The organism is Dactylosporangium siamense (assembly GCF_016862795.1).
Classification (GTDB): Bacteria; Actinomycetota; Actinomycetes; order Mycobacteriales; family Micromonosporaceae; genus Dactylosporangium; species Dactylosporangium siamense.
The window spans coordinates 72152-96470 of record NZ_BONQ01000062.1; the positions used below are offsets into that span (position 1 = coordinate 72152).

The following is a 24319-nucleotide window of genomic DNA, read 5'->3' on the forward strand; positions in this document are numbered from 1 at the left end:
GCCACCTAGGCGAGCGCTCAGGCCGCGAGATCAGCCGGCGGAGCGGCCACCCGCCCGATCCTGGCGATGACCAGTCGAGCCAGGTCAAGGGACCGGCCCAGCGGTGGCGCGGCCGGAGCGAGCGCCCCCGCCGACACCGCGGACGCGACGGCCGCCTCGTGCAGCCGCCCGGTGGCCAGGAAGTACGAGGAGATCGCCACAACGGCGCATCCCTGGGAACGCAGCGCCGACACCGCGACCGCCCCGGTGATCGGCGACCCGGAGGCGAACGCCGCCCGGCACGGCAACCCGAGCTGCTGGCCGAGCGCGGTGGCCGCCAGATCGACCGTGTGCCGCGCCAGGTCGTCCCTGGTGCCGGCGGCGACCATGACGACCCCGTCCGCGTCGAGCGCGGGCAGCTGGCGGCGCAGCGCGGCAACGAGCAACGGATCGGCCACTCCGCCGACCGGCCCGAGCACGTCCGTGGTGCGCACCCGCATCGACAGCCCGCTGTCATGGGCCCGGTCGATGACCGCCGGCAGGTCGACGCGCCCGTGGAAGGCGGACGTCAGCAGCAGCGGCACCACAACCGCCGACCGGTGCCCGAGCCGCTGCATGTCCAACAGCACCCGGTCCGGCCGCGGCCCCGCGTGATCCAGATAGGACGTCCGCACGTCCAGCCCTGGACGCTGGGCCGCGACCGCGCGGGCGAGGGCCCTCGTCGAGGCCGCCGCCCGCGGGTCGGAGGACCCGTGCGCCACCAGTAGGACAGCTGTTTCCAGCTCCCTCGGCTTCGCCGGCGGTTCCGTGGGGGGCTGCGCCGCCCCACACCCCCCATGCTGCGCACTACGAACGATCACCCGGCGTGCAGCCCGCATTCGGTCTTGTCGAACATCGGCCAGCGCCCGCCGCGCGGGTCACCGCCGGGAGGGGTCCGCCGGGTGCACGGCCAGCAGCCGACCGAGGCGTACCCCTGCCGCATGAGCGCGTTGACCGGCACGTTGTAGCGGGAGATGTACGCGTCGACGTCGGCCTGCGACCACTGGGCGAGCGGCGACACCTTGAACTTGTCGCGGGCCTGCTCGAAGCCGACGATCGGCGTGTTGGCGCGGCTCGGCGACTCGTCGCGGCGCAGGCCGGCGGCCCACGCGTCGTAGTCCGAGAGGGCCCGCTCCAGCGGCTCGATCTTGCGCAGGAAGCAGCACTCGTCGGGGTCGCGGGCGTAGAGGCGCGGCCCGAACTCGGCGTCCTGCTCGGCGACGGTCTGGCGCGGGCGGATCGAGCGGACCGTCACGGGCAGGGTCCGCTGGACGACCTCACGGACCCGCAGCGTCTCGGCGAAGTGCAGGCCGGTGTCGAGGAAGATGACCGGCACGCCCGGCACCACCTTCGACACGACGTGGGCGAGGACGGCGTCGGCGAACGAGCTGGTCACACAGAACCGGTCGCCGAACTCGCCGGCGGCCCACTCCACGATCTTGTCGGCGGTCTTGCCCTCCAGTTGGGCCGACGCCTCCTTGGCCAGGGCGATGGACTCTTCTCGGGTACGTGCAACGGCTGTGCTCATCGCTTCGCCTCCAACATTCGTGCCGCAAGTCCCAGGAATTTCAGTGAGAAGACCCGTGCGCAGCTGCGGCACTCCCATGCGCCGTGGGTCTCTTCGTGTGGCCGTAGGTCCTCGTCCCCGCAGTACGGGCAGTACAGCGGCGCCATGCGTTCGCTCATCGCAGCTCGTCCTCCGGGGCTCGCAGCACCCAGTGCGCGAAGGACTCGCCGGACGACCGGCCGGCCAGGTAGTGGTTGGTGACCCGCTCGACGTAGGCGGGCAGCTCCGCGGCGGTGGTCTTCAGGCCGCGCAGCTTCCGGCCGAAGCCGGCGTTCTGCCCGGCCGCCATGCCGAGGCCGCCGCCGAGGTGGATCTGGAAGCCCTCGACCATGTCGCCGCTGGCGTCGTCGCGCACGAGCATGCCCTTGAGGCCGATGTCGGCGACCTGGGTGCGGGCGCAGGCGTTGGGGCAGCCGTTGAGGTGGATGGAGATGTCGGCGTCGAGCTCGGCGACCTTCGCCTCCAGGTGCTCGACGAGCTCGGCGGCGCGGGCCTTGGTCTCCACGATCGCCAGCTTGCAGAACTCGATGCCGGTGCAGGCCATCGTGCTGCGCCGCCAGCTGGACGGGCGGGCCTCCAGGCCGACGTCGCGCAGGCCCCGGACGACGGCCTCGGTGTCGGCCTCGGCGATGTCGAGCACGATGAGCTTCTGGTACGGGGTGAGCCGCACCCGGTCGCTGCCGTGCCGTTCGGCCAGGTCGGCGACCGCCGTCAGCTGGGTGCCGGAGCTGCGGCCGGCGAGGGGCGCCGCGCCGACGAAGTACTTGCCGTCCCACTGCTTGTGCACGCCGATGTGGTCGATCGGCTTCTCCGGCAGGTCCGGCGACGGGCCGTCGATGAGGGCGCGCTTGAGATACTCGGTCTCGAGGATCTCGCGGAACTTCGCCACGCCCCAGTCGGCGACGAGGAACTTCAGCCGGGCGCGGGTGCGCAGCCGGCGGTACCCGTAGTCGCGGAAGATCTGGATGACGCCGTGCCACACGTCGACGACCTCGTGCAGCGGCACCCACACGCCGAGCCGCTGGGCGAGCATCGGGTTGGTCGACAGCCCGCCGCCGACCCAGAGGTCGAAGCCGGGGCCGTGCTCGGGGTGGATGACGCCGACGAAGGAGACGTCGTTCGCCTCGTACGGGGTGTCCGGCAGCCACGAGATCGAGGTCTTGAACTTCCGCGGCAGGTTGGACAGCGTCGGGTCGCCCACGAACTTGGCGGTGATCTCGGTGATCGCCTCGGTCGGGTCGAGCACCTCGCTCTCCGCGACGCCGGCGATCGGGCTGCCCAGCACGACCCGCGGGGTGTCGCCGCAGGCCTCGGTGGTGGACAGGCCGACGGCCTCGAGCTCCTGCCAGATCTGCGGGACGTCCTCGACGCGGATCCAGTGCAGCTGGATGTTCTGCCGGTCGGTGATGTCGGCGGTGTCCCGGCCGAACCGGGTGGAGATCGACGCGATGGTGCGCAGCTGCGCCAGGTTCAGCTGGCCGCCGTCGCTGCGGATGCGCAGCATGAAGTACTTGTCGTCGAGCTCCTCGGGTTCGAGGATCGCGGTCCGGCCGCCGTCGATGCCGGGGCGGCGCTGGGTGTACAGGCCGAACCAGCGGAACCGGCCGCGCAGGTCGGCGGGGTCGATCGAGTCGAAACCGCGGTGCGCGTAGATCGTCTCGATGCGGGCCCGGACGTTGAGCGGGTTGTCGTCCTTCTTGCTGCGCTCGTTGGGGTTGAGCGGCTCCCGGTGACCGAGCGCCCACTGCCCCTCGCCGCGAGGGCGCCCGCCGGCACCGGCCCGTCCACCGCGGGACGCGGGACGGGGAGCTGGTGCGGCGTTGCCTGCCGGGACGGTGTTCACCGTCATGTCGGCGTCCTCTCAAGGTTGAGAGCACGCGAGCCAGCGCCGGCCTATCGCGGAAGATGCGCGATGGATGACGTCAATGTCATGGAGAATCCGGCGCGAGTCGCGCGCCCGGGAAAAGAAAATTCTGCGGGCGGCGTTTCAGCAAGCCGGACACATGGCGCTGCGCACGCGACCGTAGTCGACGTGTCGGCGGCTGACGAGCCGCAGAGAGGCAGCGTGCATAGGGTGCAGTCTTCCACGTCGACCGGTCCTTACGCCACGTCGGCGTGAGGGTTGTCTCAAACCCACGTCACCCAGACGTAACATAAATAAGACTCAGCCGATAGGAAATGCGGGCGGGAATCACCTGCTGCGGAGCGGCGCGCCGGCGAAAGGTCCCACAGTGCGGTAGGTTTCAGCGTTTCGCCAGGGGGACGACCATCACGGCCTCCGTGCCGCCCTCGGCCCGGGTGCGCAGCTCGATCGTGCCGCGCAGCTCCCCCGTGGCCAGGGTCCGCACGATCTGCAGCCCGAGGCGTTCGCTGCTGTCCAGGTCGAAACCCTCCGGCAGGCCCCGGCCGTTGTCGGCGACGGTGACGTGCAGCTGCTTGCGGAACCGGTGCACGGAGACGACGACCTCCGGGGCGCCCGCCCGGGGTGGCGCGAACGCGTGCTCGACGGCGTTCTGCAGCAGCTCGTTGAGCACCATGACCAGTGGGGTGGCGATCTCCGCGGGCAGCACCCCGAAGTCACCGTCGCGGCGCAACGCCACGGTGAAGTCGGAGGCGCCGACCTCGACGGCCGCGGCGGCGACCCGGTCGACGATGCCGTCGAACTCGACCGCCTCGTCCGCGGTGTCCGACGCCGACATCGACAGCGTCTCGTGGACCAGCGCGATCGAGGCGACCCGGCGGACCGACTCCTCCAGGGCGTGCCGGGCGGCCGGGACGCCGACCCGCCGGGCCTGCAGCCGCAGCAGCGCGGCGACGGTCTGCAGGTTGTTCTTGACCCGGTGGTGGATCTCGCGGATCGTCGCGTCCTTCGTCATGAGCTGCCGGTCCCGGCGGCGGACCTCGGTGATGTCGCGGACCAGGACCAGGGCGCCGATCGGCACCCCCGCCGGCATCAGCGGCAGCGCCCGCATGAGCACCGTGGCGCCGCGGGCCTCCAGCTCCTTGCGCGCGGGGGCGTCGCCGCGCAGCGCGGCGTGGACCCGGTCGGTGGCGTCCTTGCCCTCCAGTGGGTCGTCGACGAGCCGGCCGGTGATCTCGGCGAGGCTCTCCCCCACCAGGTGGGCGGCGAGTCCCAGCCGGCGGTACGCGGACTGTGCGTTCGGGCTGGCGTAGGTGACCTTGCCGGACGCGTCGAGCCGGACCAGGCCGTCGCCGATGCGGGGGGCGCTGGTGGTCTCCCCCGGGTGCCGGGGCGGTGGGAACGTGCCGTCGGCGATCATCTGGGCCAGGTCGTCGGCGGTGGTCAGGTAGTTGAGCTCCAGCTGCGCCGGGGTCCGGGCGGTGCTGAGGTTGGTGTCGCGGCCGACGACGGCGATGACCTTGGCCTCGCCCCGCCGGCGGACCGGGACCGCCTCGTGGCGGGCGGGCATGTCGCCGTACCAGACGGGATCCCCCTCCCGCCAGATCCGCCCCTGCGACCGGACGATGGTCAGGTGCGCGACCTCGGGGCCGCCGGAGATCCGCCCGACCTGGTCGTCCTGGTAGGCCGTCGGCGCGGTGGTCGGGCGCACCTGCGCGACGCACAGGAACTCGCCGCGGTCCGCGATCGGCACCCACATGAGCAGGTCGGCGAAGGACAGGTCGGACACGATCTGCCAGTCGCCGGCGAGGCGGTGCAGGTGCTCGATGTCCTCAGGGGCGAGGGAGGTGTGCTCCTCGACGAGGTCACGCAGGGTCGACACGGGTACCAGACTATGGTGAGCCGGTGCGCCACCTGTTGCCTGCCCTTGGACTCGTGCTCACGCTCGGCGGATGCGGATGGGTGGGCCGCGCGGACGAGACGAGCAAGCCCGACGGCTTCCAGCTGCACGGCTACGTGAGCGTCGCGGGCGCGGCGACCGGCATCCCGGGCACCCCGTGCCTGGCCCCGGCCGCCGACATCGTCTCCGGCGGCACGGTGAAGGTGGCCGACCAGGACGGCAAGGTGGTGGCCGTGACGACGCTGGCCGCCGGTGTACTGGCGAGCTCCCCCGACGGTTACCACTGCAACTTCGCCTTCGAGCTGCTGAACCTGTCCGGGGCGCGGCCGACCTACCAGATCCTGGTGGCCGACCGCCCCTCGGTGTCCTTCGAGACCCGGCCGCTGCGCGAAGGGCGGCCCGCGGTGGTCCCGATTACAGCGTCGCCGTCACCTTCTTGAGGCCGCGCGGCGCGTCGGGGTTCTCGCCGCGGTGCAGGGCGAGGGACAGCGCCAGCCGCTGCAACGGCAGGATGTCCAGCAGCGGCGCGTAGCGCTCGTCGACCGCGGGGGTCTCGACCCAGCCGGCGGCACCGTCGACCGCGGACGGCCCGAACACGACCACGTCGGCGCGGCGCTCACCGAGCCGGCCGACGACGTCGCGCATCGAGGTGCCGGCCGGGCCGCCGCCGACGACGGCCAGGACGGGAACATCCGGGTCGGCCATGGCGAGGGGGCCGTGCAGCAGGTCGGCGCCCGAGAACGCGAGTCCCGCCACGTAGGAGGTCTCCATGAGCTTGAGCGCGGTCTCGCGGGCGGTCGGATACGCGTAGCCCCGGCCGGTGGTGACGATCCGGTCGGCGAAGCGGTAGCGGGCGGCGAGGTCGGCCGCGGTGTCGTCGGCGAGGAGCCGCTCGGCGTGGCCGGGCAGCTCGCGCAGCGCGGCGAGCTCCTCGGCGGGCAGCGCGCCGCCGCCCTTGACGCTCTCGACCAGCATGAGCAGCGCGAGCAGCTCCGCGGTGTAGGTCTTGGTGGCCGCGACGGCGACCTCGTGCCCGGCGACGACGTCGACGTGCAGCTCGGCGACCTGCGCGAGCGGCGATTCGGCGTTGTTGGTGACGGCGAGGGTGTGCGCGCCCTGCTCGCCGGCGACCCTCAGGACCTCGTGCAGGTCGGGTGAGCCGCCGCTCTGGCTGACCCCGACGACGAGCGTGTCGCGCAGGTCGGGGCGGGCGCCGTAGAGCGTCATCGCCGACGGCGACGCGAGGCCGACGGGGATGCCGAGTCGGATCTCGGTGAGGTACGCCGCGTACAGCGCGGCATGGTCGGACGTGCCACGCGCCGTGAAGATCACGTTGCGCGGCTGCCACGACACGATCTGCGCGGCGACGGCGGCGATCTTCTCGGCCTGCTCGTCGACGAGCCTCGCGAACACCGCCGGCTGCTCGGCGATGTCCGCCCGCATTCCGGCACCGGGCTGCTCCGTCACGGCTCTCTCCCTAAGGTCATCTGGTGCGCGTTACTGCTCAAAGTTTCGCAGCTTCGCGCACCAGATGCCAACTTTCTCGGCAATTTCGCGCATTGAGTGCGCGAAACTACCCTTCTTGCGCAACGAGCGTGCGTTCCTCGCGCTTTTCGTCGTTCCCCCGCAGCGCCACGTCCCGGATGAACACCGCGAGCAGCGGCACGAACACCGTCGCCGCGATCGCCCACAGGAACACGCTGGACGTCGCGCCGGCGATCGCGTCGATGACCGCCGAGCGCACCGGCGCGGGCAGCTGGCCGAGCGTCGCCGGGCCGATCGTGTTGCCGCCGCCACCGCCGCCGGACAGCTGCGCCGCCGCCTGCGGGCCGACCTTCTCCGTGAGCAGGTCGTGGAGCCGGTGGTTGAAGATCGCGCCGAACGCGGCGACACCGAACGCACCGCCGATCGAGCGGGCGAAGGTCGAGGTGCTGCTCGCCACGCCGAGATCCTTGAGCTCGACGCTGTTCTGTGCGATGAGCATCGAGGTCTGCATCAGGAAGCCCATACCCAGACCGAGGACGGCCATGTAGATGCCGGATGTCAGCTTCGAGGTGTCCGAGTCCAGCCGGGACAGCAGCACCATCGCGAGAATCATGACGAACCCGCCGATCACCGGGTAGATCCGGTACTTGCCGGTCTTGGTGATCATCCGGCCGGCGAGCATCGACGTCACCAGCAGGCCGCCCATCATGGGCAGCAGGAGCAGGCCCGAGTTGGTCGCCGACGCGCCCTGCACGATCTGCTGATACAGCGGCAGGAAGGTGATCGCGCCGAACATCGCGAAGCCGACCAGGAAGCCGACGCCCGCGACCAGGCTGAAGTTGCGGTTGCGGAAGATGCCCAGCGGCACGATCGGCTCCGGGTGGCGCCGCTCGACGACGATGAACGCGGTCAGCGTGACCACCGCGAGCGCGGCCAGGCCGAGGATCTGCGCGGAGCCCCAGGCGTACTGGTTGCCGCCCCACGTGGTGATCAGCACCAGCGCGGTCACGCCGACCGAGAGCAGCGCGGCGCCGACCCAGTCGATGCGGTGCTCGGTGCGCTTCTTCGGCAGGTCCAGCTTCAGCGCGAGCAGCGTGAGGGCCGCGCCGCCGAGCGGCAGGTTGACGAAGAACGCCCAGCGCCAGTCGGCGTGGTCGGTGATGAACCCGCCGACGAGCGGGCCGCCGACCATCGCGACCGCCATGACGGCGGCGAACTGGCCCTGGTACTTGCCGCGCTCGCGGGGCGGGACGAGGTCGCCCATGACGGCCATCGCGCCGACCATCAGGCCACCGGCGCCGAGGCCCTGGAAGGCCCGGAAGCCGATCAGCTGCGGCATGTCCTGCGCGAAGCCGCACAGCACCGAACCGAGCAGGAACAGCACGATCGAGGTCATGAAGACCGTCTTGCGCCCGTACAGGTCGCCGAGCTTGCCCCAGATCGGGGTGGAGATGGTGGTGCCGAGGACGTACGCGGTGACGACCCAGGAGAGATGGTCGACACCGCCGAGGTCACCGACGATGCGGGGCATCGCGGTGCCGACGATGACGTTGTCGAGCATCGCCAGGAGCATCGCCATGAGGAGCCCCGGCAGGACGACGCGGATCTTCTTGTCAGGCATCGTGCCCCACCTTACTTGTCGGCCGGCTAGTTAACTTACTAGCCGTACGGTAAGTTGGTTACTAGCCGCTCGTCAAGTTGGTTCAGTAGGATGGTCGCGATGGAGCAGAACCAGGCAGCAACAGCGCCCCGCGTGGTGCGTGGCCGCAACCGGATCCGGACCTCCGAGTCCGATGCCGACGACGTGCGCGCGCACATCCAGCGGGTCGCCCTGGAGCTGTTCATCGAGGAGGGCTACGACAAGACCTCGCTGCGGGAGATCGCGGAGAAGCTCGGCGTCACCAAGGCCGCGCTGTACTACCACTTCCCGACCAAGGACGACATCGTCAACAGCCTCATCGAGCACCGCATCGCCGCCATCGACGCGCTGATGGAGTGGGCGGAGGCGCAGCCGCGCACCGAGCAGACCCGCGTCGAGTTCGTGCAGCGCTACTTCGTCCTGCACGACGTGGCCAAGCACGAGCACGTGATCCGGTTCTTCGAGCGCAACCAGACGCTCATCAACACGCTGCCGGCCGGAAAGCTCATGAAGGGGCAGATGGAGCGGGTCTTCGGCTTCCTGATGGACCCCGCGGAGTCCACCGTCCAGCAGATGCGCCGCGCGATGGCGATCTTCACGATCCACGCGGGCCACTTCCTGTTCCGCGGCCGCGACGACCTCTCCGCGCAGGACCGCCGCGACGCGACCCTGGTGGTCGCCGAGGACCTGATGCGCCTGGCCGCCGAGCAGCCCTAGCGCTTGCCGGTCAGCTCGCGGCGGTCGGGAGTTTCAGGCGCAGGCCGAGCAGGTTGACGCCGGGCACCGGCGCCCAGTCCAGGGCCGGCTCGCGCACGAAGCCGAAGGTGTCATACAGCGCGAAGGCCGCGGCGTTGCGGTCCCGGGTGGAGATGACGAGGGACCCGCAGCCGAGGACCGTCGCCCGCTCGACGCAGGCGCGGACCAGCGCCTGCGCGACGCCGCGCCGCTGCGCGGCCGGGTCGACGGCGAGCATGCGGAACTCGGCCTCACCCAGCTTGGACAGCTCCGCATACCGGGTGCCGGGCAGCACGAACGCCACCGCGCCCAGCAGCCGGCCACCGCCGTCGTCGACCGCGACCAGCACCTCGCTGTGGGCCGCGCGGGTCGCCACGTCGGCGAGCAGCTCGCCGTAGCCGTGGTCCTCCTCGAGCTGGCCGTCGGCGCGATACGCCTCGACGGTCAGCCGGGCCACCTCGTCGAAGTCGCCGGGCTCCGCCCGCCGGACCGTCACCGCCGTCGGCGTCACCCGATCACGGCGATCAGATCGCCCTCCTGCACCACGTCGCCCTCACTGACGGCAATCTGACTGACCGTGCCCTCGGACTCGGCGATGACGGGGATCTCCATCTTCATCGACTCGAGAATCACCAGGGTGTCGCCCTCGTTGACCTCGGCACCGACCTCGGTGGTGATCTTCCAGACGTTGGCCACCATCTCGGCACGGATCTCGTCGGACATCCTGGTCTCCTTTGACGTCGGAAGCTGATCCGCAGCATATCCGCGCGAAACCCGGTCGCGCTCGGCGCTGCACCGAACGCATCATGACGGCGTGGAATCGACCGTCACGGTGACCCCGGCGACCCTGCCCGGCGTGCTCCTGCACGTCGCGGTGGTCCGTCCCGTCTTCGTGTGGGGCCAGCCCGGCATCGGCAAGAGCTCCCTGGTCAAGGAGTTCGCGGCGGCCCTCGGCCTGGAGTGCGTCACCCTGATCGGCACCCAGCTGGCCCCCGAGGACCTCATCGGCGTGCCCGAGCTGCGCGACGGGCGCAGCCGCTTCGCCCCACCGGAGTCGATCGCCCGCGACCGGCCCTACTGCCTGTTCCTCGACGAGCTCAACTCCGCCTCACCCGAGGTGCAGAAGGCGTTCTACTCGCTCATCCTCGACCGGCGCATCGGCGCGTACGAGCTGCCCGCCGGCTCGATCGTGATCGGCGCCGGCAACCGCGCCTCCGACAACGCGCTCGCCCGCCCGATGGCCTCCGCCCTGCTCAACCGGCTCATCCACGTCCACCTGCGGGCCAGCGCCGACGACTGGCTGCTGTGGGCGATGGGCGCCGGCCTGCACGCACTCGTCACCGACTATCTCACCGCCCGGCCCGACCACCTGTGGTCGAAGCCGCCGAAGACCGAGGAGCCGTTCTCCACGCCGCGGTCGTGGCACATGCTGTCCGACGCGCTGCTGTCCTTCGGCGACGATCTCGACGAGGACGTCCTGCGGGTCCTCACCACTGGCACGTTGACGCCGTCGCACGCGTCGGCGTTCTGCGCATACGTCAAGACCGTCCGGCACCGCTACGGCCTCGACGCCATCGTCCGCGGCGACGCGCCGTGGCCCCGCGACCCGACCGACCGCGACCTGCTGTACTTCTTCGCCGAGGCGTTCCGGGCCAGGCTGGTCAAGGACCTGCCGGCCGGTCGCGAGCACGCCTCCCCGTCCGTGCGCCGCTTCGCGGTCCGGGCGAAGGGCCTGCTCGTCGAGCTCGCCGAGATCTCCCTCGAGTGCGCGCAGCTGGTCGTCGCCGCCGACGAGAACGGCATGCCGGCGTTGCCGGCCTGGTTCCTGGTCGAGGTGACCCGCGACCTGCCGCGCCTCGTCGCCGCCCGGGCCTGAGCACGATGCCCCCGAAGAAGAAGGTCGACCCGCGGCTCGAACGGGCGGAGCACGCCTGGGCCGCGGTCGCGGGCAACCCGATGTTCGCGTTCCTCGCCCGCGACCCCACCGGCGTCGACCCGCGCAAGCTGTGGATGTCGTGGGCGGAGGACACCACGCTGATCCGCGCCCGCGGCCACGCCCGGGTCCACGCCAACGGCGTCGTGGTCGCCAACAAGCACGCACCCCTCGAACCGGACGAGTGGATCTGGGTGTTCGCGCACTGCGCCCTGCACCTCGGCTTCGGCCACCTCGACGACCCCGCGACCCGGGTCGACGCCGAGCTGGCGGTCGCCCGCTGTGTCGTCGTCGCCCGCTTCCAGGCGGAGCTGCGGCTCGGGCGGCCACCCGTACACCTGCCGCCGGAGCTGCCGACAGCACCGGAGGAACGCCTCGCCGAACGCTGGCGGGTCTCCGGGATCCCGGACGGCATGGCGAACTGCGGCGCCGGTGGTGCCGGCGGCGACACCGACCTCACCGTCGACCCGCCCGTCCGGCCCCGCTGGCAGCCGTCGGGCACCACGGCCACGCCGATGACCTGGCCCGACCGGTTCGCCCTGGGGCTCGGGCAGGCGGCGGCCGCCGCCGTCGACGAGGCCGGGACGCCACGGCTGGTCGAGCGCGCCGGCCGCAAGCCCGACGAGAAGTGGGAGTCGGCGCGCCGGTGGTTCGTGTCGTCGTATCCGCTGCTGGCCGCCCTGGCCGCCGGATTCACCATCGTCAGCGACGTCACCGTGTCCCGCGACCTGGCGATCAGCGTCGCCGCCGTCGACCCGTCCGCGGCCGAGATCTACGTGAACCCCTTCGCCCCGCTCACCCCTCCCGAGCGGCGCTTCGTCATCGCGCACGAGATGCTGCACGCCGCCCTGCGCCACGGCGACCGCGTCGCGCACCGCGACCCGTACCTGTGGAACGTCGCCACCGACTACGTCATCAACGGCTGGCTCGTCGAGATGGCCGTCGGCGACCTGCCCGAGGGTGTCCTGTACGACCCCCAGTTCAAGGACGCCGGCGCCGAGGAGGTGTACGACCGCATCGCCACCGACCTGCGCCGGCTCCGGCGGCTCGGCACCCTGCGCGGCCGTGGCCTCGGCGACATCCTCTGCGACCCCCACCACCCCCACCGCGGCGGATCGCTGGACGACTACTACCGCCGCGCCCTCGCCACCGGCCTGGCCTTCCACGAGTCGAACGGCCGCGGCCGGCTGCCCGCCGGCCTGGTCCAGGAGATCCGGGCCCTCGACCACCCGCCGCTGCCGTGGGACGCCCAGCTCGCCCGCTGGTTCGAGGAGCACGTGCGCGGCCCGGCGCCCCGGCGTTCCTACGCGCGCCCGTCCCGCCGGCAGAGCTCCACCCCGAACATCCCCCGGCCCGGGTGGCTCTGGCCGGAGGAGGAGGTCGAGCGGGCCACGTTCGGCGTCGTGCTGGACACCTCCGGCTCGATGGACCGCACCCTGCTCGGCAAGGCCCTGGGCGCGATCGCCTCCTACGCCACCGCCCGCGACGTCCCGGCCGCCCGGGTCGTGTTCTGCGACGCGGCAGCGTACGACGCCGGCTACCTCCCGGTCGCCGACATCGCCAGCCGGGTCCGCGTCAAGGGCCGCGGCGGCACGATCCTCCAGCCCGGCGTCCGTCTGCTGGAACGCGCCCCCGACTTCCCCGCCGACGCCCCGATCCTGGTCATCACCGACGGCTACTGCGACCACGTCCGGGTCCGCCGCGAGCACGCCTTCCTGGTCCCGGACGCCGCCCGCCTCCCGTTCACCCCGCGCGGCCCCGTCTTCCGCCTCCGCTGACCACCACAACTTCGATCAACGCCACCACCCGGCCACCCAGGCGACCACGACACGTGTCAATCACGGCCGCCGCGTATGAACGGGCCCACGCGAAGGTCTTCGTAGTGCTGGGAGCGCCCCACCCGGCGCGCGCGAAGTCTGCCCCGAGTCGCCGGCGTGGAATGACGCGCACCCACGTCCGCGACCCGGGCGGCCAGCCGCCACGCCGCTCGTGATCGAGCCGCCACCCCGGCCGCTCAAGCGACCACGGGACGACTCCAATCACGAGCGACGCCCGCCACGCGAACCACGTCGGCGTATCCCGGGACGTAACCGTTGACCACCACAGGGCCGACGTCACGGCGGCGGGTGACCACTGGAGATCCCACGCGCCAGCGTGCGAACCTGCCGCGCGCCAGCGCAGGCAGTGCGAGCGCAGCGAGCATGGGGGGTACGGGGTGGGAACCCCCCGGGCTCCACCGCTTGCGGTGGAGGAATCTCAGCGGATTATTCCGTCCGCAGCTCGCGCGCCTCCGCGTTGACGACCAGCTCGGAGAGCTTCAGCCGGAGGCGGTTCTTGAGCTCGGCCGGGGCCAGCTCGGAGCCGCAGCACCGGGCGACCAGGGCCTTGACCTCCTGCTCGATGCCGAACTCGCGCAGACACGGCGAGCACTCGTCGAGATGGTCGCGGATGAGCGACCGGCGGTCGTCGGCGCACTCCAGGTCGAGATACAGGTACACCTCGGCGAGGACGTCGCCGCAGTCAGTCTCGTGCGGGTCTCCACAGCTCATCGATCTCAGACCTCGCTCGGCTCAGCGGACGGGGTGCGGGTGAATCCCCGGTCGGCAGCATAAGTCTCGAGCGAGCGGCGGAGGTTGCGCCGGCCGCGGTGCAGGCGGGACATCACAGTGCCGATGGGCGTGTTCATGATGTCGGCGATCTCCTTGTAGGAGAAGCCCTCGACGTCGGCGAGGTAGACCGCGAGCCGGAACTCCTCCGGCAGCGACTGCAGCGCCTCCTTGACGTCGGAGTCGGGCAGCCGGTCGAGGGCCTCGGTCTCGGCGGAGCGCAGCCCGCTGGACGTGTGCGACTCGGCCTCGGCGAGCTGCCAGTCGGTGATCTCCTCGGTCGGTGCCTGGACGGGCTGGCGCTGGCGGCGACGGTAGGAGTTGATGTAGGTGTTGGTCAGGATGCGGTAGAGCCAGGCCTTGAGGTTCGTGCCCGTCTCGAACTGGTGGAACGCCGCATACGCCTTGAGGAACGTCTCCTGGACGAGGTCCTCCGCGTCGGCCGGGTTGCGCGTCATGCGCAGGGCCGCCGCATACAGCTGATCGATGAAGGGCAACGCGTCGTGCTCGAACCGGTTGCGCTGCTGCACCGCGCTCTCGCTGCTGACCACTCGTGCGACTCCAACCCTCGACCGTCCTGCCGAGGATACGCCGAGTTGCTGAGCGACTTCTGAGTTTGTGGCGCCCGTCAACCGCTCGCGGACGATCGGCTGCCAGGACGGATCGGGCTCCGCGTCCGTCGCCGCCGGCCACGCCGGGCTGAACAGCAGCTCGCGGATGCGTCGATCCTCGCGCTCAAGGATGGCCACGAGAAAACTTCCCTCCACCGGCGACGCCTCGGCAGCGTCGCACGGTCCGTGTAACGCCCGCGACCCGCCGGCCATTCCTACCCGCCTGCCCCGGCGGCCGGCCTTTTTGGATTGGGACCGGTCGGCCGCCGGGAACAGGAAGGGCCTGGGAGGTTGCGGAACGACATCGGTCCGCGGTGTGGAGAGTGTGTCCGATTTGCACCGGTCACACGCTGTTCAACGACTGATCGCGGCGGTGGTGACGAACGCCACGGCCAGCTGTGCGAGCAGGTGTGGCGCCTTCGACAGGGCGTGGGTCTCACCGGGGAGCACCTCGACGTGGACCGTCGGCAGGGGCTCCGGCACGCCGAAGGCGTCCCGGTCGCCGTTGAGCACCAGGGTCGGCACGCCGGTGCGCAGTTCATCCGCCCGGGTGACCTCCGGCCGGCCGGGCGGGTGCAGCGGAAACGCGAGCGCCAGGATCCGGTCGGCGCCGGCCTCGACCGCGGTGCGGCAGGCGACCCTGGCGCCGCTGGACCGGCCGCCGACGACGAGCGAGTCGACGGCCACCTTGCGGCGCAACTCGGCGACGACGGCGAGCCAGGCGGCGTCGAGCTGCCTGGCCGGCGCCGGTGGGCGGCGGGCACCGGCGACCCGGTAGGGCTGGGTCACCATCGCCACCCCGGCGCCGGCGTCGAGCACGGCGGCACGCACCGCGACCAGGTCCACGGCGTCGACGTCTCCGCCGGCGCCGTGGCCCAGGACGAGCAGTGTCCCCGTGTATCCCGCGGGCACGTCGAGGGAGTAGCGAGCCACCCCGGATGGGGTGTCGAGCTCCTGCCCCCGCAGCGACCGCCGGGCCCTCGAACGACTGGGCCGGCCCGAAAGCCGGCCCGGAGGCCGGCTCGAGGGCCGGTCGGTCAGCTGGCCGCTCCCACCGGATCCCTCTTGTCGGTGCGTCCCACGCGCTGGATCGGCAGCAGCGGCAGGCACACCGCTGGGCCCATCCGATGCTCCGGGGTCGGGCCGGTCAGGCCCGGGTTGGGCACGTCGCTGCGCCATGCGACGAGCATCGCACGCCGCTCACGCGGCGTGGTGGCTCCCCACACCCCGTGGCAGTCGCCGACCTCCAGCGCCCAGGCCAGACACGCGCCTTGGACGTCACAGGTGCGGCACAGCGCGACGGCAGCGTCGGCGGGCTCGCTCGGGGCCGGAAAGAACGTTTCCGGATCAACGGTTTGGCACGCGCCGCGTGTCCGCCAGGCATCATCGCCCTGTTGTTCGCGAACCGCGCGCAACAGACGCGGATCACGCTTGGCGGCAGCGACCTCATGCGGGCGTGGCATCCTCGCCCGGGTCATACACCCACCTCCCCCGTGGGTCAAACGAACACTAGGCAGGAAAACGTCGGGATGCCCCCATCCGACATTGACCTACCGGCGCTGTGTTCTATCGCACAAACACCTGCAAATACAAGAGTTTTCACGCTGTTCGACAAATTCTGCCGGGGAGGAAGTGGACGTACAGCCTAAAAGAGGGTCAGATCGATCGGCTCCACATCGCCTGGCCGCAAGGCGGGCGCGGGCACCCGGTCGAGCAAATCACGGCCGTCGTTGCGTACGTCACCCACTCGCGCGCCGACCGGTCGCAGCTCCAGCCGCGCGACGTGCTCGGACGGCGTCGGCGCCAGGAGCCGCTCATCGACGGGGGCCTCCAGCCACTCCTCCCACCGCGACGCCGGCAGGACCAGCGGCATCCGATCGTGAATGAGCGCCAGGTCGTCGACGGCGGGTGTGGTGATGATGCTGCACGTGAGCACCCGACCCTCGCCTTTACCCCACACTGTCCAGATTCCAGCGAACACGCACGGTTCGTCGTCACCGAGCGTCATGAAATACGCCTGTTTCGTCTTGCCGTCACCGCGGACCCATTCGAACCAGCCGTCGGCGGGGACGAGGCAGCGCCGCTTCGCGAACGACTGGGCGAACGCCTTGGAGTCCGCGACCGTCTCGGACCGGGCGTTGATCATCCGGGCGCCGCCCTTCAGGTCGGGCGCCCACGACGGCACCAGGCCCCAGCGCGCCGAGCTGAGCACCCGGCCGCCGGCGGACTGGGAGACGCGCACCACGGGCACCTGGTCCGTCGGCGCGACGTTGTAGTCCGGCTCGAGCCCGTCCGTCTCGTCGGCGGCCTCGAACAGCGCGCTCAGGTCAACGTTGCTGCGGGATGTCGCATACCGACCACACATGCCCATTACGGTACCGAGCCCGGATGTGACCCCGCGAACCCTGCATCGTCAGCGGTCGCTACCCAGCGGAACGACCCGCACACTGAACGCGTGCCGAACCTGACCGCCCCCGCGTACCTCCCCTGGACCGCACCGACCGCGTCGGGGCCGGTCACGGCCACCGTGCGGCTCCCGGGCTCCAAGTCGATGACGGCAAGAGCCCTGGTCCTCGGTGCCCTGTCGCTCGGCGCCAGCACCCTGCGCTCGCCGCTGCGGGCCCGCGACACCGAACTCATGGCCGCCGGCCTGCGCGCCATGGGCTGCCACGTGTCCACCGTCGATGACAACCTGTGGCTGTTGCGGCCCCGCCCCCTCGGCGGCCCCGCCCGGGTCGATGTCGGCGCCGCCGGCTCGGTGCTGCGCTTCCTGCCGCCGGTGGCCGGCCTGGCCGACGGCGCGGTCACGTTCGACGGCGACGAGCGCAGCCGCGGCCGGCCGATGGCGCCGCTGATCGGCGCGCTGCGCAGCCTCGGCGCCCGGGTCGACTACGGCACCCGCCTGCCGCTGACGGTGCACGGCATCGGCCGCGTCGCCGGCGGTGCGGTGACCATCGACGCGTCGGCCTCCAGCCAGCTCGTGTCGGGGCTGCTGCTCGCCGCGCCCGAGTTCGACCGGGGCGTCACCGTGCGGCACTCCGGGCCGCCCGTGCCCCGCGCCCCTCATCTGCGGATGACCGTCCAGATGCTGCGGGCCGCCGGCGCCGGCATCGACGACAGCCGGCCGGACGTCTGGGTCGTCGAACCGGGCCGGCTCAACGGCCGCGCCTGGGACATCGAACCCGACCTGCTGGGCGCGGCGCCGTTCCTGGCCGTGGCCCTGGTCACCGGCGGCACGGTGACCGTCGCCGGCTGGCCGCCGCGCTCCAGCGTCCAGCCCGGCGGGCGACTGCTGGACCTGATGCGGCAGATGGGCGGCGCGCCCACGCTCACCCGGCAGGGTCTGGTCATGCGCGGCACCGGCACCGTCCACGGCCTCACCGCGGACCTGACCGACGTCGCGGAGCTGGCCCCGGTGCTCGCCGCGCTCGCCGCCGTCGCGGACTCCCCCTCTCACCTGCACGGCATGGCCCACCTGAGCGCGCACGAGACCGACCGGATCGCCGCGCTGGTCACGGGCCTGACCCAGCTCGGCGCCGACGTCACCAAGGACCACGACGGCCTGCGGATCCGGCCCCGGCCGCTGCGCGGCACGACGTTCGCCACCCACGGCGACCACCGCCTCGCGCACGCCGCCGCCGTCGTCGGCCTCGCCGTCGACGGGATCCGCCTCGACGACGTGACATGCACCGCGAAGACACTGCCGGAGTTCCCCCGGCTATGGTCAACGATGGTGGACGGCACGGGAGCGTTTGGGGGGCAGGACTGACGCGCAAGCGCGAGTACGACGAGGATGACGTCCGGGTCCGCCCGAGCCGGTCCTCGCGACCTCGCACGCGCACCCGCCCGAAGCACAGCGACGCCGTGGAAGGGTTCGTCGTCGCGGTCGACCGTGGCCGCTACACCTGCCACGTCGCCGACACCGACGCCGTCGTCACCGCCATGCGGGCCCGCGAGCTCGGCCGGCGCGGGGTCGTCGTCGGCGACAACGTCCAGATCGTCGGCGACGTCACCGGCCGCCCCGACACCCTCGCCCGCATCGTGCGCATCGACGAGCGCAGGTCGGTCCTGATGCGCACCGCGGACGACGAGGAGGGCACGACCGAGGGCCGCTTCGAGCGCGTGGTCGTCGCCAACGCCGAGCAACTCGTCATCGTCAACTCGCTGCACGACCCGCCGCCGCGGACCGGTTTCATCGACCGGTGCCTGGTCGCCGCGTACGACGCCGAGATCGAGCCGCTGCTGTGCCTCACCAAGGGTGACCTCGCCGGCCCCGCCGCCGTGCTGGACTACTACTCCGAGCTCGACCTGCCGTATGTCCTGTGCCGTCCCGACGCGCCGCTCGACGACCTGGTCGCCGCGTTGAGCGGCCGGGTCTCGGTGATGATCGGGCACTCCGGCGTCGGCAAGTCCACGCTCGTCAACCGCCTGGTCCCCGGCACCGACCGCGCGGTCGGCGTGGTCAGCGCCGTCGGCAAGGGCCGGCACACGTCCACCAGCGCCGTGGCGCTGCGCCTGCCGTCCAGGGACGAACCCGGCTGGATCATCGACACGCCCGGCATCCGGTCGTTCGGCCTGGCGCACGTGTCGGCGGACAGCCTGCTGCACGGGTTCCCCGACCTGGTCGAGGCGTCGACCCGGTGCGCGCCCAACTGCGACCACACCGGCGCCGGCGGCGACTGCGGCCTGGACAAGCTGGTCGCCGAGGGCGGCGCGGACCCGCGGCGGCTCGCCTCGTTCCGCCGCCTCCTCGCCTCCAAGGAAGGCACCCTCGACCCGCAGGACGCCGGCGCCGACTTCTCGTGATCCGGAGCAGGGTCAGACAGTGACCGGGCCGCCGGTGCGCCAGTAGGTGCCGTCGGCGCGCGAGAGCAGGTCGCTGTCGACCAGGTAGCGGCGCAGCGCCGCGTAGTCGTCGAACCAGGCCCGCAGCACCGCGTTGACCTCACGCTCCGGGTAGCGCACCCCCGGCTCGAACGACGCGGCGATGTGCTCCAGGACCACCATGCGCTTGCCGTGCGCGGCGGGCATCTGGGTCAGCCGGCCGTCAACCACGAACGTGCGCAGGATCTGGTCGCGCTGGCGGTCCGGGTCCATCGGCTCGACCTGCGCCGGGGCCGCGGCGTGGGCGCGCACCGAGTCCTTGAAGACCTCGATGTCGGCGCGCAGGCCCCCGTCGGCGACGCCGAGCAGGCCACCCTGCTGGAGGCGGCGGACGGCGGCGGCGACGGTGCGGGCCGGCAGCCCGGTCGCGGACTCGACGGCGGCGAGACCTGACGCGCCGAGCACCACGGCGGCATAGACGCGGAGCCGGTCCTCTTCGGCGAGAAGGCCGCAGAGCGCGGCGGGCGACGTCGCGGTGTGTGCCGCGCGCGGCGCATCGGGGGTCCGGGGTGAGAATCCCCCGGCGGGACCCGCCGCGGAGCGGTGGGGCGGCTGGTGACTGCTCACAAACGGCGACAGTACTGCCAGAAGATGGCGATCGTCGGCTAAGTTTCCGCGCATGGCGCGCTACGCGGACGACCTGGCCCTCGCTCACCTGCTTGCCGACACCGCGGATGCGATCGCCGTTCCCCGGTTCCGGGCCCAGGATCTGCACGTGTCGACGAAGCCGGATCTGACGCCGGTGACGGAGGCGGACACGGCGGTGGAGAAGGCGTTGCGGGCCACGTTGCAGCGGGCCAGGCCGCGCGACGGGGTGCTGGGCGAGGAGTTCGGGGCGACCGAGGCCGCCGCCGGACCCGGGACCCGGCAGTGGGTTATCGACCCGATCGACGGCACGAAGAACTATGTCCGCGGGGTGCCGATCTGGGCGACGCTCATCGCCCTGATGGAGGGCGCCCAGCCGGTGGTCGGCCTGGTGTCGGCGCCGGCCCTGGGGCGGCGGTGGTGGGGCGCGCTCGGTCACGGTGCGTATGCGGGACGGCACACGGCAGCGGCCACGCCGATCCGGGTGAGCGACGTGGACCGGCTCGCGGACGCCAGCTTCTGCTACTCGGACCTGAGCGGCTGGGAGGAGGCGGGGCGGCTCAACGCGGTCCTCGACCTGACCCGCCGCACCTGGCGGCAGCGGGCGTACGGCGACTTCTACGGCTACATGCTGCTCGCCGAGGGTGCCGTGGACATCATGGTGGAGCCGGAGCTGTCGCTGTGGGATCTGGCCGCGCTGGTGCCGATCGTCACGGAGGCCGGTGGCACGTTCACGGACCTGCAGGGCCAGCCGGGGCCCGGCGGTGGGAGCGCGATCGCTACGAACGGTCACCTTCACGAGGACGTTCTCACCCGTTTGGGCAGCCCCCGATTGTCCGGTTTGTCGGGCTAAACCGAATAGTCCGCATGCCGCTCCCCCGAACCGGGTCTATCCTCTCCGGGTGGCATCTTGGAGTTGGTTCTTCCTCGGCGCGATGATCGCTGCCTACGGGGTGGCCAACCTGCTGCAGTCCGTGGCCGCCGCCCGCACCGATCTGCACCACGGGTTCCACCCGATGCTGCTGCTGCGGCTGGGGCGGCACAAGTCCTACCTGATCGGGGTCGCCTGCCAGTTCGGCGGCTTCGCCCTGGCCTTCTTCGCCCGCCGGGACCTGCCGCTGTTCCTGGTGCAGTCCGCGATGGCCGCCGGGCTCGGCGTCACCGCCCTGCTCGGCGTGCTGATCCTGAAGTGGAAGCTGCCCAGGACCGAGCTCGCGCTGCTGGTGCTGCTCGCCTTCGGCATCGCCGCGCTGGTCCTCGCCGCGAAGCCGGCACCCTCCCGGCAGATCGGCACGGCCGGCGTCGTGGGGCTCGTCGTGGCGCTCGGTGTCCTGGCCGTCGTGGGGTTCTTCGCGGTGCGGCTGCACGGCGCGCCCGGCTCGGTGGCGCTCGGCGCGTTGTCGGGCGTGGCGTTCGGCGCGGCGGCGGTCGCGTCGCGGCCCCTCGCCTCCGCCGACAACCTCGGCCAGTTCTTCACCGACCCGCTGTCCTACCTGCTGATCGCCCATTCGCTGGTCGGCCAGCTGCTGCTGGGCCTGGCGATGCAGCGCGGCTCGACCACCGCCGCGGTGGCCGCCATGGACGCGGCCGGCGCGGTGCCCGCCGCCCTGGTCGGCCTGCTGTTCCTCGGCGACGGGGTGTGGCCCGGCAAGGAGTGGCTGGTGGCGGCCGGATTCGTGGTCACCCTGGGCAGCGTCATCGGGCTCAGCTTCTACGCCGAGCCGCAGCACCACCACCCGATCAGCCGCGAGGCCAAGACGCTGGTGCTCAGTGGTTCGCATGGAAGTGCCAGGCGACCTGCTGGTCGGTCAGTTGTGCGGCATACACCGCCGGTTCGTCGATGACGCCGACGAAGTAGTCGTTGGCCGGGCGGTTCGTCCAGCCGGCCAGGCTGATCCCGCCGACCCGCCAGTAACCGGTCGAGCTCTCCGCGGCGGTGACGGCGGCGTTGGACGCCACCAGGGCCCCGTCGGCGTAGAGCTTGATCCCGTCGGCGCCCACGCTCGCGGCCACGTGGTGCCAGGCGCCGTCGGCGTAGGACGTCCCGGCTGGCGAGCGCACCGCGACGGAGGAGCCCGGGTAGACGGCGAACGACAGCCGGTTGCCGCTGTCGACGAAGAGCATCCGGTCCCGGGTCCCGCTGTAGCCGGTCTGGGTGGTGCCGAACCCGATGACCGCGCCGCCGGCCCAGGTACGGATCCAGGCCTCGACCGTGAACGGACCCGGGTTGCTGACGGTCGTGTTCGACGACAGGTTCGTGACGCCGCGGAAGCCGGTCGCGGTGGCCGCCGACTGCCCCTGCTGAGTGCCCTGCAACGCGCCCGGCAGGCCGACGGAGATCGGGTTCGGCACCACGCCGGGGCCCGGATCGACCGTGCCGTTGGCGAACAGCTGCGCGATGTCTGAGGCGTTCAGCGCCCGGGCGTAGAGCCGCACGTCGTCGACCGCGCCGCTGAACGCCCCGCCGTAGGCGCCCGTGGTGGTGCGCAGCCGGCCCGCCTGCAGCCCGCCGGCGGCGTTCCAGCGGGTGGTGTGGGTGGCGCTGCCGGCCAGGACGTTGTCGACGTAGAGCTTCATCGCCGACAGCCCGTCGTAGACGCCGACCAGGTGGACCCACACCCCGGTGCTCACCGCGGCGGTGGCGGACGCGGCGTCGACGGCCGGCCCCACGGTGTCGGTCTGGGTCAGCGCGAACGTCCACCTGCCCGCGGCGTTGATGCCGAGTGTCGCGCCGACCGCGTTGGTGCCGCTGATGCTGACCACGCCGGTGTTCGCGGTGGCGGCGGACGCCTTCGCCCAGGCGGAGAAGCTGACCGCGGTGTCGGTGCGCACGCCGGGCGCGGTGCTCGAGACGTAGCCGTTGGCGGTGCCGTCGAGGGCGACCGCGTTGCCGTGGCCGGTGGGGCCGGTGGTCCAGGACGCGCCGGTGCCCAGGGTGCCGGGGTTGCTGGTGGTGCCGGCGTCGGCGGTGGTGGTGCCGGTGCCCTCGTCCAGGTTCCAGTGGGTCGTCTCGCCGTTGCCGTACACCGCGGCGACCTGGCCGGCGTTGAGCGCCCGCCGGTAGGTCCGAACCTCGTCGATCCGCCCGTCGAACGCGTCGGTCCAGCCGCTGTTCCACTGGCTGCGGCCCACCTGGAGGGCGCCGGTCGCGTCGAACAGCGTGGTGTGCGAGCCGGTGTTCTCCAGCACGCCGTTGACGTACAGCTGCAGCGGGCCGCCGACGGTGAAGACGACCGCCAGGTGCACCCAGGTGTCCAGCGCCGCGGCGGTGGTGGAGGTGGCGCTGTCGCTCGTCGGGTTGACGGTGTCGGTACGCGACATGATCACCCGCCACTTCGCGACGCTGTGCTCGTACTTGAGAATGAAGCCGCTGGTGATCGTGCCGGGCTGGCTGAGCACGGCCCGATGCTGGGTGAAGGCATGAGGGTAGACCCACGCCATGACCGTGAAGCTCTGGTCGGTGCGCACCGCGGGCAGGCCGCCGGCGGCGTAGCTGGTGGCCGCGTTGCCGCTGAACGACATCGCCGAGTGCACCCCGTCCCGGCCGGTCGCCCAGCCGGCCGCGGCGCCGAGCGTGGCCCGGTTCGCCGAGCCGGACAGGTCCTCGGCCACGGTGCCGGCGTTCTCGTCCGCGGGCCACCAGGTGGAGGCACCCTGCACCGGGCCCTGATAGGTGCCGGGGTGGGCCGAGCCGGACGAGTCCGCGGCGGTGGTCGTGGTGTCCTCGCCGCGCCAGTACGCCCACGGCGTGTCCCCCGTGACCGCCGCCGGATAGGTCGGGAACGTCGCCGCCGAGCCGAGGGTGCTCCCGGTGTTCTGCGTGGCCGCCGTGAACGCCGCGTTGGCGCCGACCGGAACGATCAGCGCCAGCGCGGCGAGCAGCAGGACCACCCTCGTCATCAGGTGTTCTGGGCTTCCCAGGTGAACGTGGCCGACGCCGTCGTGCCGTTGGCGGCGTTGTTGTCCTGCACCTGCCACTTGAACTGGTAGGTCTTCGTGGTGTTCGCGGTGGCCGCCCAGCCGCTGACACCGGTGGCGTAGGAGTTGCTGGCGGTGTTGAAGGCGGCCAGGGTCTTGGTGGTGTCGCCCATGCCGACGGCGTTGTAGTCGTTGGCCGAGGACACGAAGTCGGAGCAGTCCGCGGCGCTGCCGGTGCCCTCGTTGACCTGGAAGGTCAGGTAGCCGGCCAGGCCGGTGCCGCCGAGGTCCGCGTTCTTCAGGTAGAGGCGCACGGAGGCGGCGAGGCTGCCGGTGTACGTGATCTTCACGCACGCGGTGCCGTTGCTGCCCGGTTTCAGCCCCGATGCGGTGAACATCGCGGTCGCGGGGGCGTTGGCGCCGAAGGAGACGGACCCGGCCGCCCAGTTGTCGACCCCATCGGTCGTGGTCGCGGAGAAGGCCGCGAAGGACGCCTGCCACACGAAGACCCCGGCGGCGGTGAGGCCGACCGGCACACCGACCAGCGGCGTCAATCTGGACAGAATTCCCATGGCCA

The 24319-nt window shown here is 71.9% G+C and carries 24 protein-coding genes; 8 read left to right on the forward strand and 16 right to left on the reverse strand.

Annotated elements, in window-relative coordinates:
* Nucleotides 1–17: 17 nt before the first annotated feature.
* From Dsi01nite_RS21215 to Dsi01nite_RS21230, 4 genes are all read right to left on the reverse strand, one after another.
* Nucleotides 18–740 carry a sirohydrochlorin chelatase gene (locus Dsi01nite_RS21215; RefSeq protein WP_239136054.1) on the reverse strand — a complete coding sequence of 241 codons (723 nt, stop codon included), beginning with the start codon at nt 738–740 and terminating at the stop codon, nt 18–20.
* Nucleotides 741–835: 95 nt separating this feature from the next.
* Entirely contained in the window at nt 836–1546 is a 711-nt protein-coding gene (locus tag Dsi01nite_RS21220) for a phosphoadenylyl-sulfate reductase (protein WP_203847950.1), read from the reverse strand.
* Nucleotides 1547–1700: 154 nt separating this feature from the next.
* Entirely contained in the window at nt 1701–3434 is a 1734-nt protein-coding gene (locus tag Dsi01nite_RS21225; protein ID WP_203847951.1) for a nitrite/sulfite reductase, read from the reverse strand.
* Nucleotides 3435–3828: 394 nt separating this feature from the next.
* The gene (locus Dsi01nite_RS21230) at nt 3829–5328 is read right to left on the reverse strand and encodes a sensor histidine kinase (protein WP_203847952.1); all 1500 of its coding nucleotides are present in this window, start codon (nt 5326–5328) and stop codon (nt 3829–3831) included.
* 23 nt (nt 5329–5351) lie between these two features.
* On the opposite strand from Dsi01nite_RS21230, the gene Dsi01nite_RS21235 reads away from it, so the two are divergent.
* Nucleotides 5352–5786, forward strand: a complete 435-nt coding sequence (locus Dsi01nite_RS21235) for a hypothetical protein (protein WP_203847953.1) — start codon at nt 5352–5354, stop codon at nt 5784–5786.
* On the opposite strand, the gene Dsi01nite_RS21240 is transcribed toward Dsi01nite_RS21235, so the two are convergent.
* On the reverse strand, nt 5761–6789 hold the full coding sequence (locus Dsi01nite_RS21240) for an SIS domain-containing protein (RefSeq protein ID WP_203847979.1): 1029 nt from the start codon (nt 6787–6789) through the stop codon (nt 5761–5763). The two genes, Dsi01nite_RS21235 and Dsi01nite_RS21240, sit on opposite strands and share 26 nt — an antisense overlap.
* A gap of 130 nt (nt 6790–6919) precedes the next feature.
* Complete coding sequence (locus Dsi01nite_RS21245) at nt 6920–8452, reverse strand: MDR family MFS transporter (RefSeq protein WP_203847954.1); 1533 nt, start codon at nt 8450–8452, stop codon at nt 6920–6922.
* 99 nt (nt 8453–8551) lie between these two features.
* Here Dsi01nite_RS21245 and Dsi01nite_RS21250 point away from each other — a divergent pair, with 99 nt between their 5' ends.
* Nucleotides 8552–9187, forward strand: coding sequence for a TetR/AcrR family transcriptional regulator (locus Dsi01nite_RS21250; protein WP_203847955.1), 636 nt, complete (start codon nt 8552–8554; stop codon nt 9185–9187).
* A gap of 10 nt (nt 9188–9197) precedes the next feature.
* Here Dsi01nite_RS21250 and Dsi01nite_RS21255 read toward each other — a convergent pair whose 3' ends face one another.
* Nucleotides 9198–9716 carry a GNAT family N-acetyltransferase gene (locus tag Dsi01nite_RS21255; RefSeq protein ID WP_203847956.1) on the reverse strand — a complete coding sequence of 173 codons (519 nt, stop codon included), beginning with the start codon at nt 9714–9716 and terminating at the stop codon, nt 9198–9200.
* On the reverse strand, nt 9713–9928 hold the full coding sequence (locus tag Dsi01nite_RS21260) for a biotin/lipoyl-binding carrier protein (protein ID WP_203847957.1): 216 nt from the start codon (nt 9926–9928) through the stop codon (nt 9713–9715). The genes Dsi01nite_RS21255 and Dsi01nite_RS21260 overlap by 4 nt, the downstream gene beginning before the upstream one ends.
* A 109-nt stretch (nt 9929–10037) precedes the next feature.
* On the opposite strand from Dsi01nite_RS21260, the gene Dsi01nite_RS21265 reads away from it, so the two are divergent.
* Nucleotides 10038–11081: an AAA family ATPase gene (locus Dsi01nite_RS21265; RefSeq protein ID WP_203847980.1), complete on the forward strand. Its 1044-nt coding sequence runs from the start codon at nt 10038–10040 to the stop codon at nt 11079–11081.
* 5 nt (nt 11082–11086) lie between these two features.
* Entirely contained in the window at nt 11087–12916 is a 1830-nt protein-coding gene (locus tag Dsi01nite_RS21270; RefSeq protein ID WP_203847958.1) for a vWA domain-containing protein, read from the forward strand.
* A gap of 486 nt (nt 12917–13402) precedes the next feature.
* Here the strand turns inward: Dsi01nite_RS21270 and rsrA are convergent, their stop codons facing one another.
* From rsrA to Dsi01nite_RS21295, 5 genes are all read right to left on the reverse strand, one after another.
* Nucleotides 13403–13687, reverse strand: a complete 285-nt coding sequence (rsrA, locus tag Dsi01nite_RS21275) for a mycothiol system anti-sigma-R factor (protein WP_203847959.1) — start codon at nt 13685–13687, stop codon at nt 13403–13405.
* A 5-nt stretch (nt 13688–13692) separates the two neighbouring features.
* The gene (locus tag Dsi01nite_RS21280; RefSeq protein ID WP_373318802.1) at nt 13693–14493 is read right to left on the reverse strand and encodes a sigma-70 family RNA polymerase sigma factor; all 801 of its coding nucleotides are present in this window, start codon (nt 14491–14493) and stop codon (nt 13693–13695) included.
* A 216-nt stretch (nt 14494–14709) separates the two neighbouring features.
* Nucleotides 14710–15321 carry an alpha/beta hydrolase family protein gene (locus tag Dsi01nite_RS21285; RefSeq protein WP_203847981.1) on the reverse strand — a complete coding sequence of 204 codons (612 nt, stop codon included), beginning with the start codon at nt 15319–15321 and terminating at the stop codon, nt 14710–14712.
* 71 nt (nt 15322–15392) lie between these two features.
* A complete protein-coding gene (locus Dsi01nite_RS21290; protein WP_203847961.1) occupies nt 15393–15833 on the reverse strand; it encodes a WhiB family transcriptional regulator in 441 nt (146 codons plus the stop codon).
* Nucleotides 15834–16000: 167 nt separating this feature from the next.
* The gene (locus Dsi01nite_RS21295; protein WP_203847962.1) at nt 16001–16720 is read right to left on the reverse strand and encodes an SOS response-associated peptidase; all 720 of its coding nucleotides are present in this window, start codon (nt 16718–16720) and stop codon (nt 16001–16003) included.
* Between the two features lie 90 nt (nt 16721–16810).
* On the opposite strand from Dsi01nite_RS21295, the gene aroA reads away from it, so the two are divergent.
* Together aroA and rsgA are read left to right on the forward strand one after the other, a co-directional pair.
* Nucleotides 16811–18124 carry a 3-phosphoshikimate 1-carboxyvinyltransferase gene (aroA, locus tag Dsi01nite_RS21300; protein ID WP_203847963.1) on the forward strand — a complete coding sequence of 438 codons (1314 nt, stop codon included), beginning with the start codon at nt 16811–16813 and terminating at the stop codon, nt 18122–18124.
* Nucleotides 18076–19161 carry a ribosome small subunit-dependent GTPase A gene (rsgA, locus tag Dsi01nite_RS21305; RefSeq protein ID WP_203847964.1) on the forward strand — a complete coding sequence of 362 codons (1086 nt, stop codon included), beginning with the start codon at nt 18076–18078 and terminating at the stop codon, nt 19159–19161. The genes aroA and rsgA overlap by 49 nt, the downstream gene beginning before the upstream one ends.
* A 12-nt stretch (nt 19162–19173) precedes the next feature.
* Here the strand turns inward: rsgA and Dsi01nite_RS21310 are convergent, their stop codons facing one another.
* Complete coding sequence (locus tag Dsi01nite_RS21310) at nt 19174–19806, reverse strand: DUF2087 domain-containing protein (RefSeq protein WP_239136057.1); 633 nt, start codon at nt 19804–19806, stop codon at nt 19174–19176.
* Nucleotides 19807–19858: 52 nt separating this feature from the next.
* On the opposite strand from Dsi01nite_RS21310, the gene hisN reads away from it, so the two are divergent.
* Complete coding sequence (gene hisN / locus Dsi01nite_RS21315; RefSeq protein ID WP_203847966.1) at nt 19859–20677, forward strand: histidinol-phosphatase; 819 nt, start codon at nt 19859–19861, stop codon at nt 20675–20677.
* A gap of 82 nt (nt 20678–20759) precedes the next feature.
* Complete coding sequence (locus Dsi01nite_RS21320; protein WP_239136060.1) at nt 20760–21668, forward strand: hypothetical protein; 909 nt, start codon at nt 20760–20762, stop codon at nt 21666–21668.
* On the opposite strand, the gene Dsi01nite_RS21325 is transcribed toward Dsi01nite_RS21320, so the two are convergent.
* Nucleotides 21592–23724: a LamG domain-containing protein gene (locus tag Dsi01nite_RS21325; RefSeq protein ID WP_203847967.1), complete on the reverse strand. Its 2133-nt coding sequence runs from the start codon at nt 23722–23724 to the stop codon at nt 21592–21594. The two genes, Dsi01nite_RS21320 and Dsi01nite_RS21325, sit on opposite strands and share 77 nt — an antisense overlap.
* Complete coding sequence (locus tag Dsi01nite_RS21330; RefSeq protein WP_203847968.1) at nt 23724–24314, reverse strand: hypothetical protein; 591 nt, start codon at nt 24312–24314, stop codon at nt 23724–23726. Before Dsi01nite_RS21330 ends, Dsi01nite_RS21325 begins: the two co-directional genes overlap by 1 nt.
* Nucleotides 24315–24319: the final 5 nt, after the last annotated feature.

What these genes read in the sequence shown, in the direction of transcription:
- Dsi01nite_RS21220 (WP_203847950.1), bottom strand. Translation starts at nt 1,546, where the DNA reads ATGAGCACAGCCGTTGCACGTACCCGAGAAGAGTCCATCGCCCTGGCC.
- hisN (WP_203847966.1), top strand. Translation starts at nt 19,859, where the DNA reads ATGGCGCGCTACGCGGACGACCTGGCCCTCGCTCACCTGCTTGCCGAC.
- Dsi01nite_RS21245 (WP_203847954.1), bottom strand. Translation starts at nt 8,452, where the DNA reads ATGCCTGACAAGAAGATCCGCGTCGTCCTGCCGGGGCTCCTCATGGCG.
- Dsi01nite_RS21240 (WP_203847979.1), bottom strand. Translation starts at nt 6,789, where the DNA reads ATGCGGGCGGACATCGCCGAGCAGCCGGCGGTGTTCGCGAGGCTCGTC.
- Dsi01nite_RS21270 (WP_203847958.1), top strand. Translation starts at nt 11,087, where the DNA reads ATGCCCCCGAAGAAGAAGGTCGACCCGCGGCTCGAACGGGCGGAGCAC.
- Dsi01nite_RS21330 (WP_203847968.1), bottom strand. Translation starts at nt 24,314, where the DNA reads ATGGGAATTCTGTCCAGATTGACGCCGCTGGTCGGTGTGCCGGTCGGC.
- Dsi01nite_RS21320 (WP_239136060.1), top strand. Translation starts at nt 20,760, where the DNA reads ATGATCGCTGCCTACGGGGTGGCCAACCTGCTGCAGTCCGTGGCCGCC.
- Dsi01nite_RS21325 (WP_203847967.1), bottom strand. Translation starts at nt 23,724, where the DNA reads ATGACGAGGGTGGTCCTGCTGCTCGCCGCGCTGGCGCTGATCGTTCCG.
- Dsi01nite_RS21295 (WP_203847962.1), bottom strand. Translation starts at nt 16,720, where the DNA reads ATGTGTGGTCGGTATGCGACATCCCGCAGCAACGTTGACCTGAGCGCG.
- Dsi01nite_RS21225 (WP_203847951.1), bottom strand. Translation starts at nt 3,434, where the DNA reads ATGACGGTGAACACCGTCCCGGCAGGCAACGCCGCACCAGCTCCCCGT.
- rsgA (WP_203847964.1), top strand. Translation starts at nt 18,076, where the DNA reads ATGGTCAACGATGGTGGACGGCACGGGAGCGTTTGGGGGGCAGGACTG.
- rsrA (WP_203847959.1), bottom strand. Translation starts at nt 13,687, where the DNA reads ATGAGCTGTGGAGACCCGCACGAGACTGACTGCGGCGACGTCCTCGCC.
- Dsi01nite_RS21250 (WP_203847955.1), top strand. Translation starts at nt 8,552, where the DNA reads ATGGAGCAGAACCAGGCAGCAACAGCGCCCCGCGTGGTGCGTGGCCGC.
- Dsi01nite_RS21290 (WP_203847961.1), bottom strand. Translation starts at nt 15,833, where the DNA reads ATGACCCGGGCGAGGATGCCACGCCCGCATGAGGTCGCTGCCGCCAAG.
- Dsi01nite_RS21260 (WP_203847957.1), bottom strand. Translation starts at nt 9,928, where the DNA reads ATGTCCGACGAGATCCGTGCCGAGATGGTGGCCAACGTCTGGAAGATC.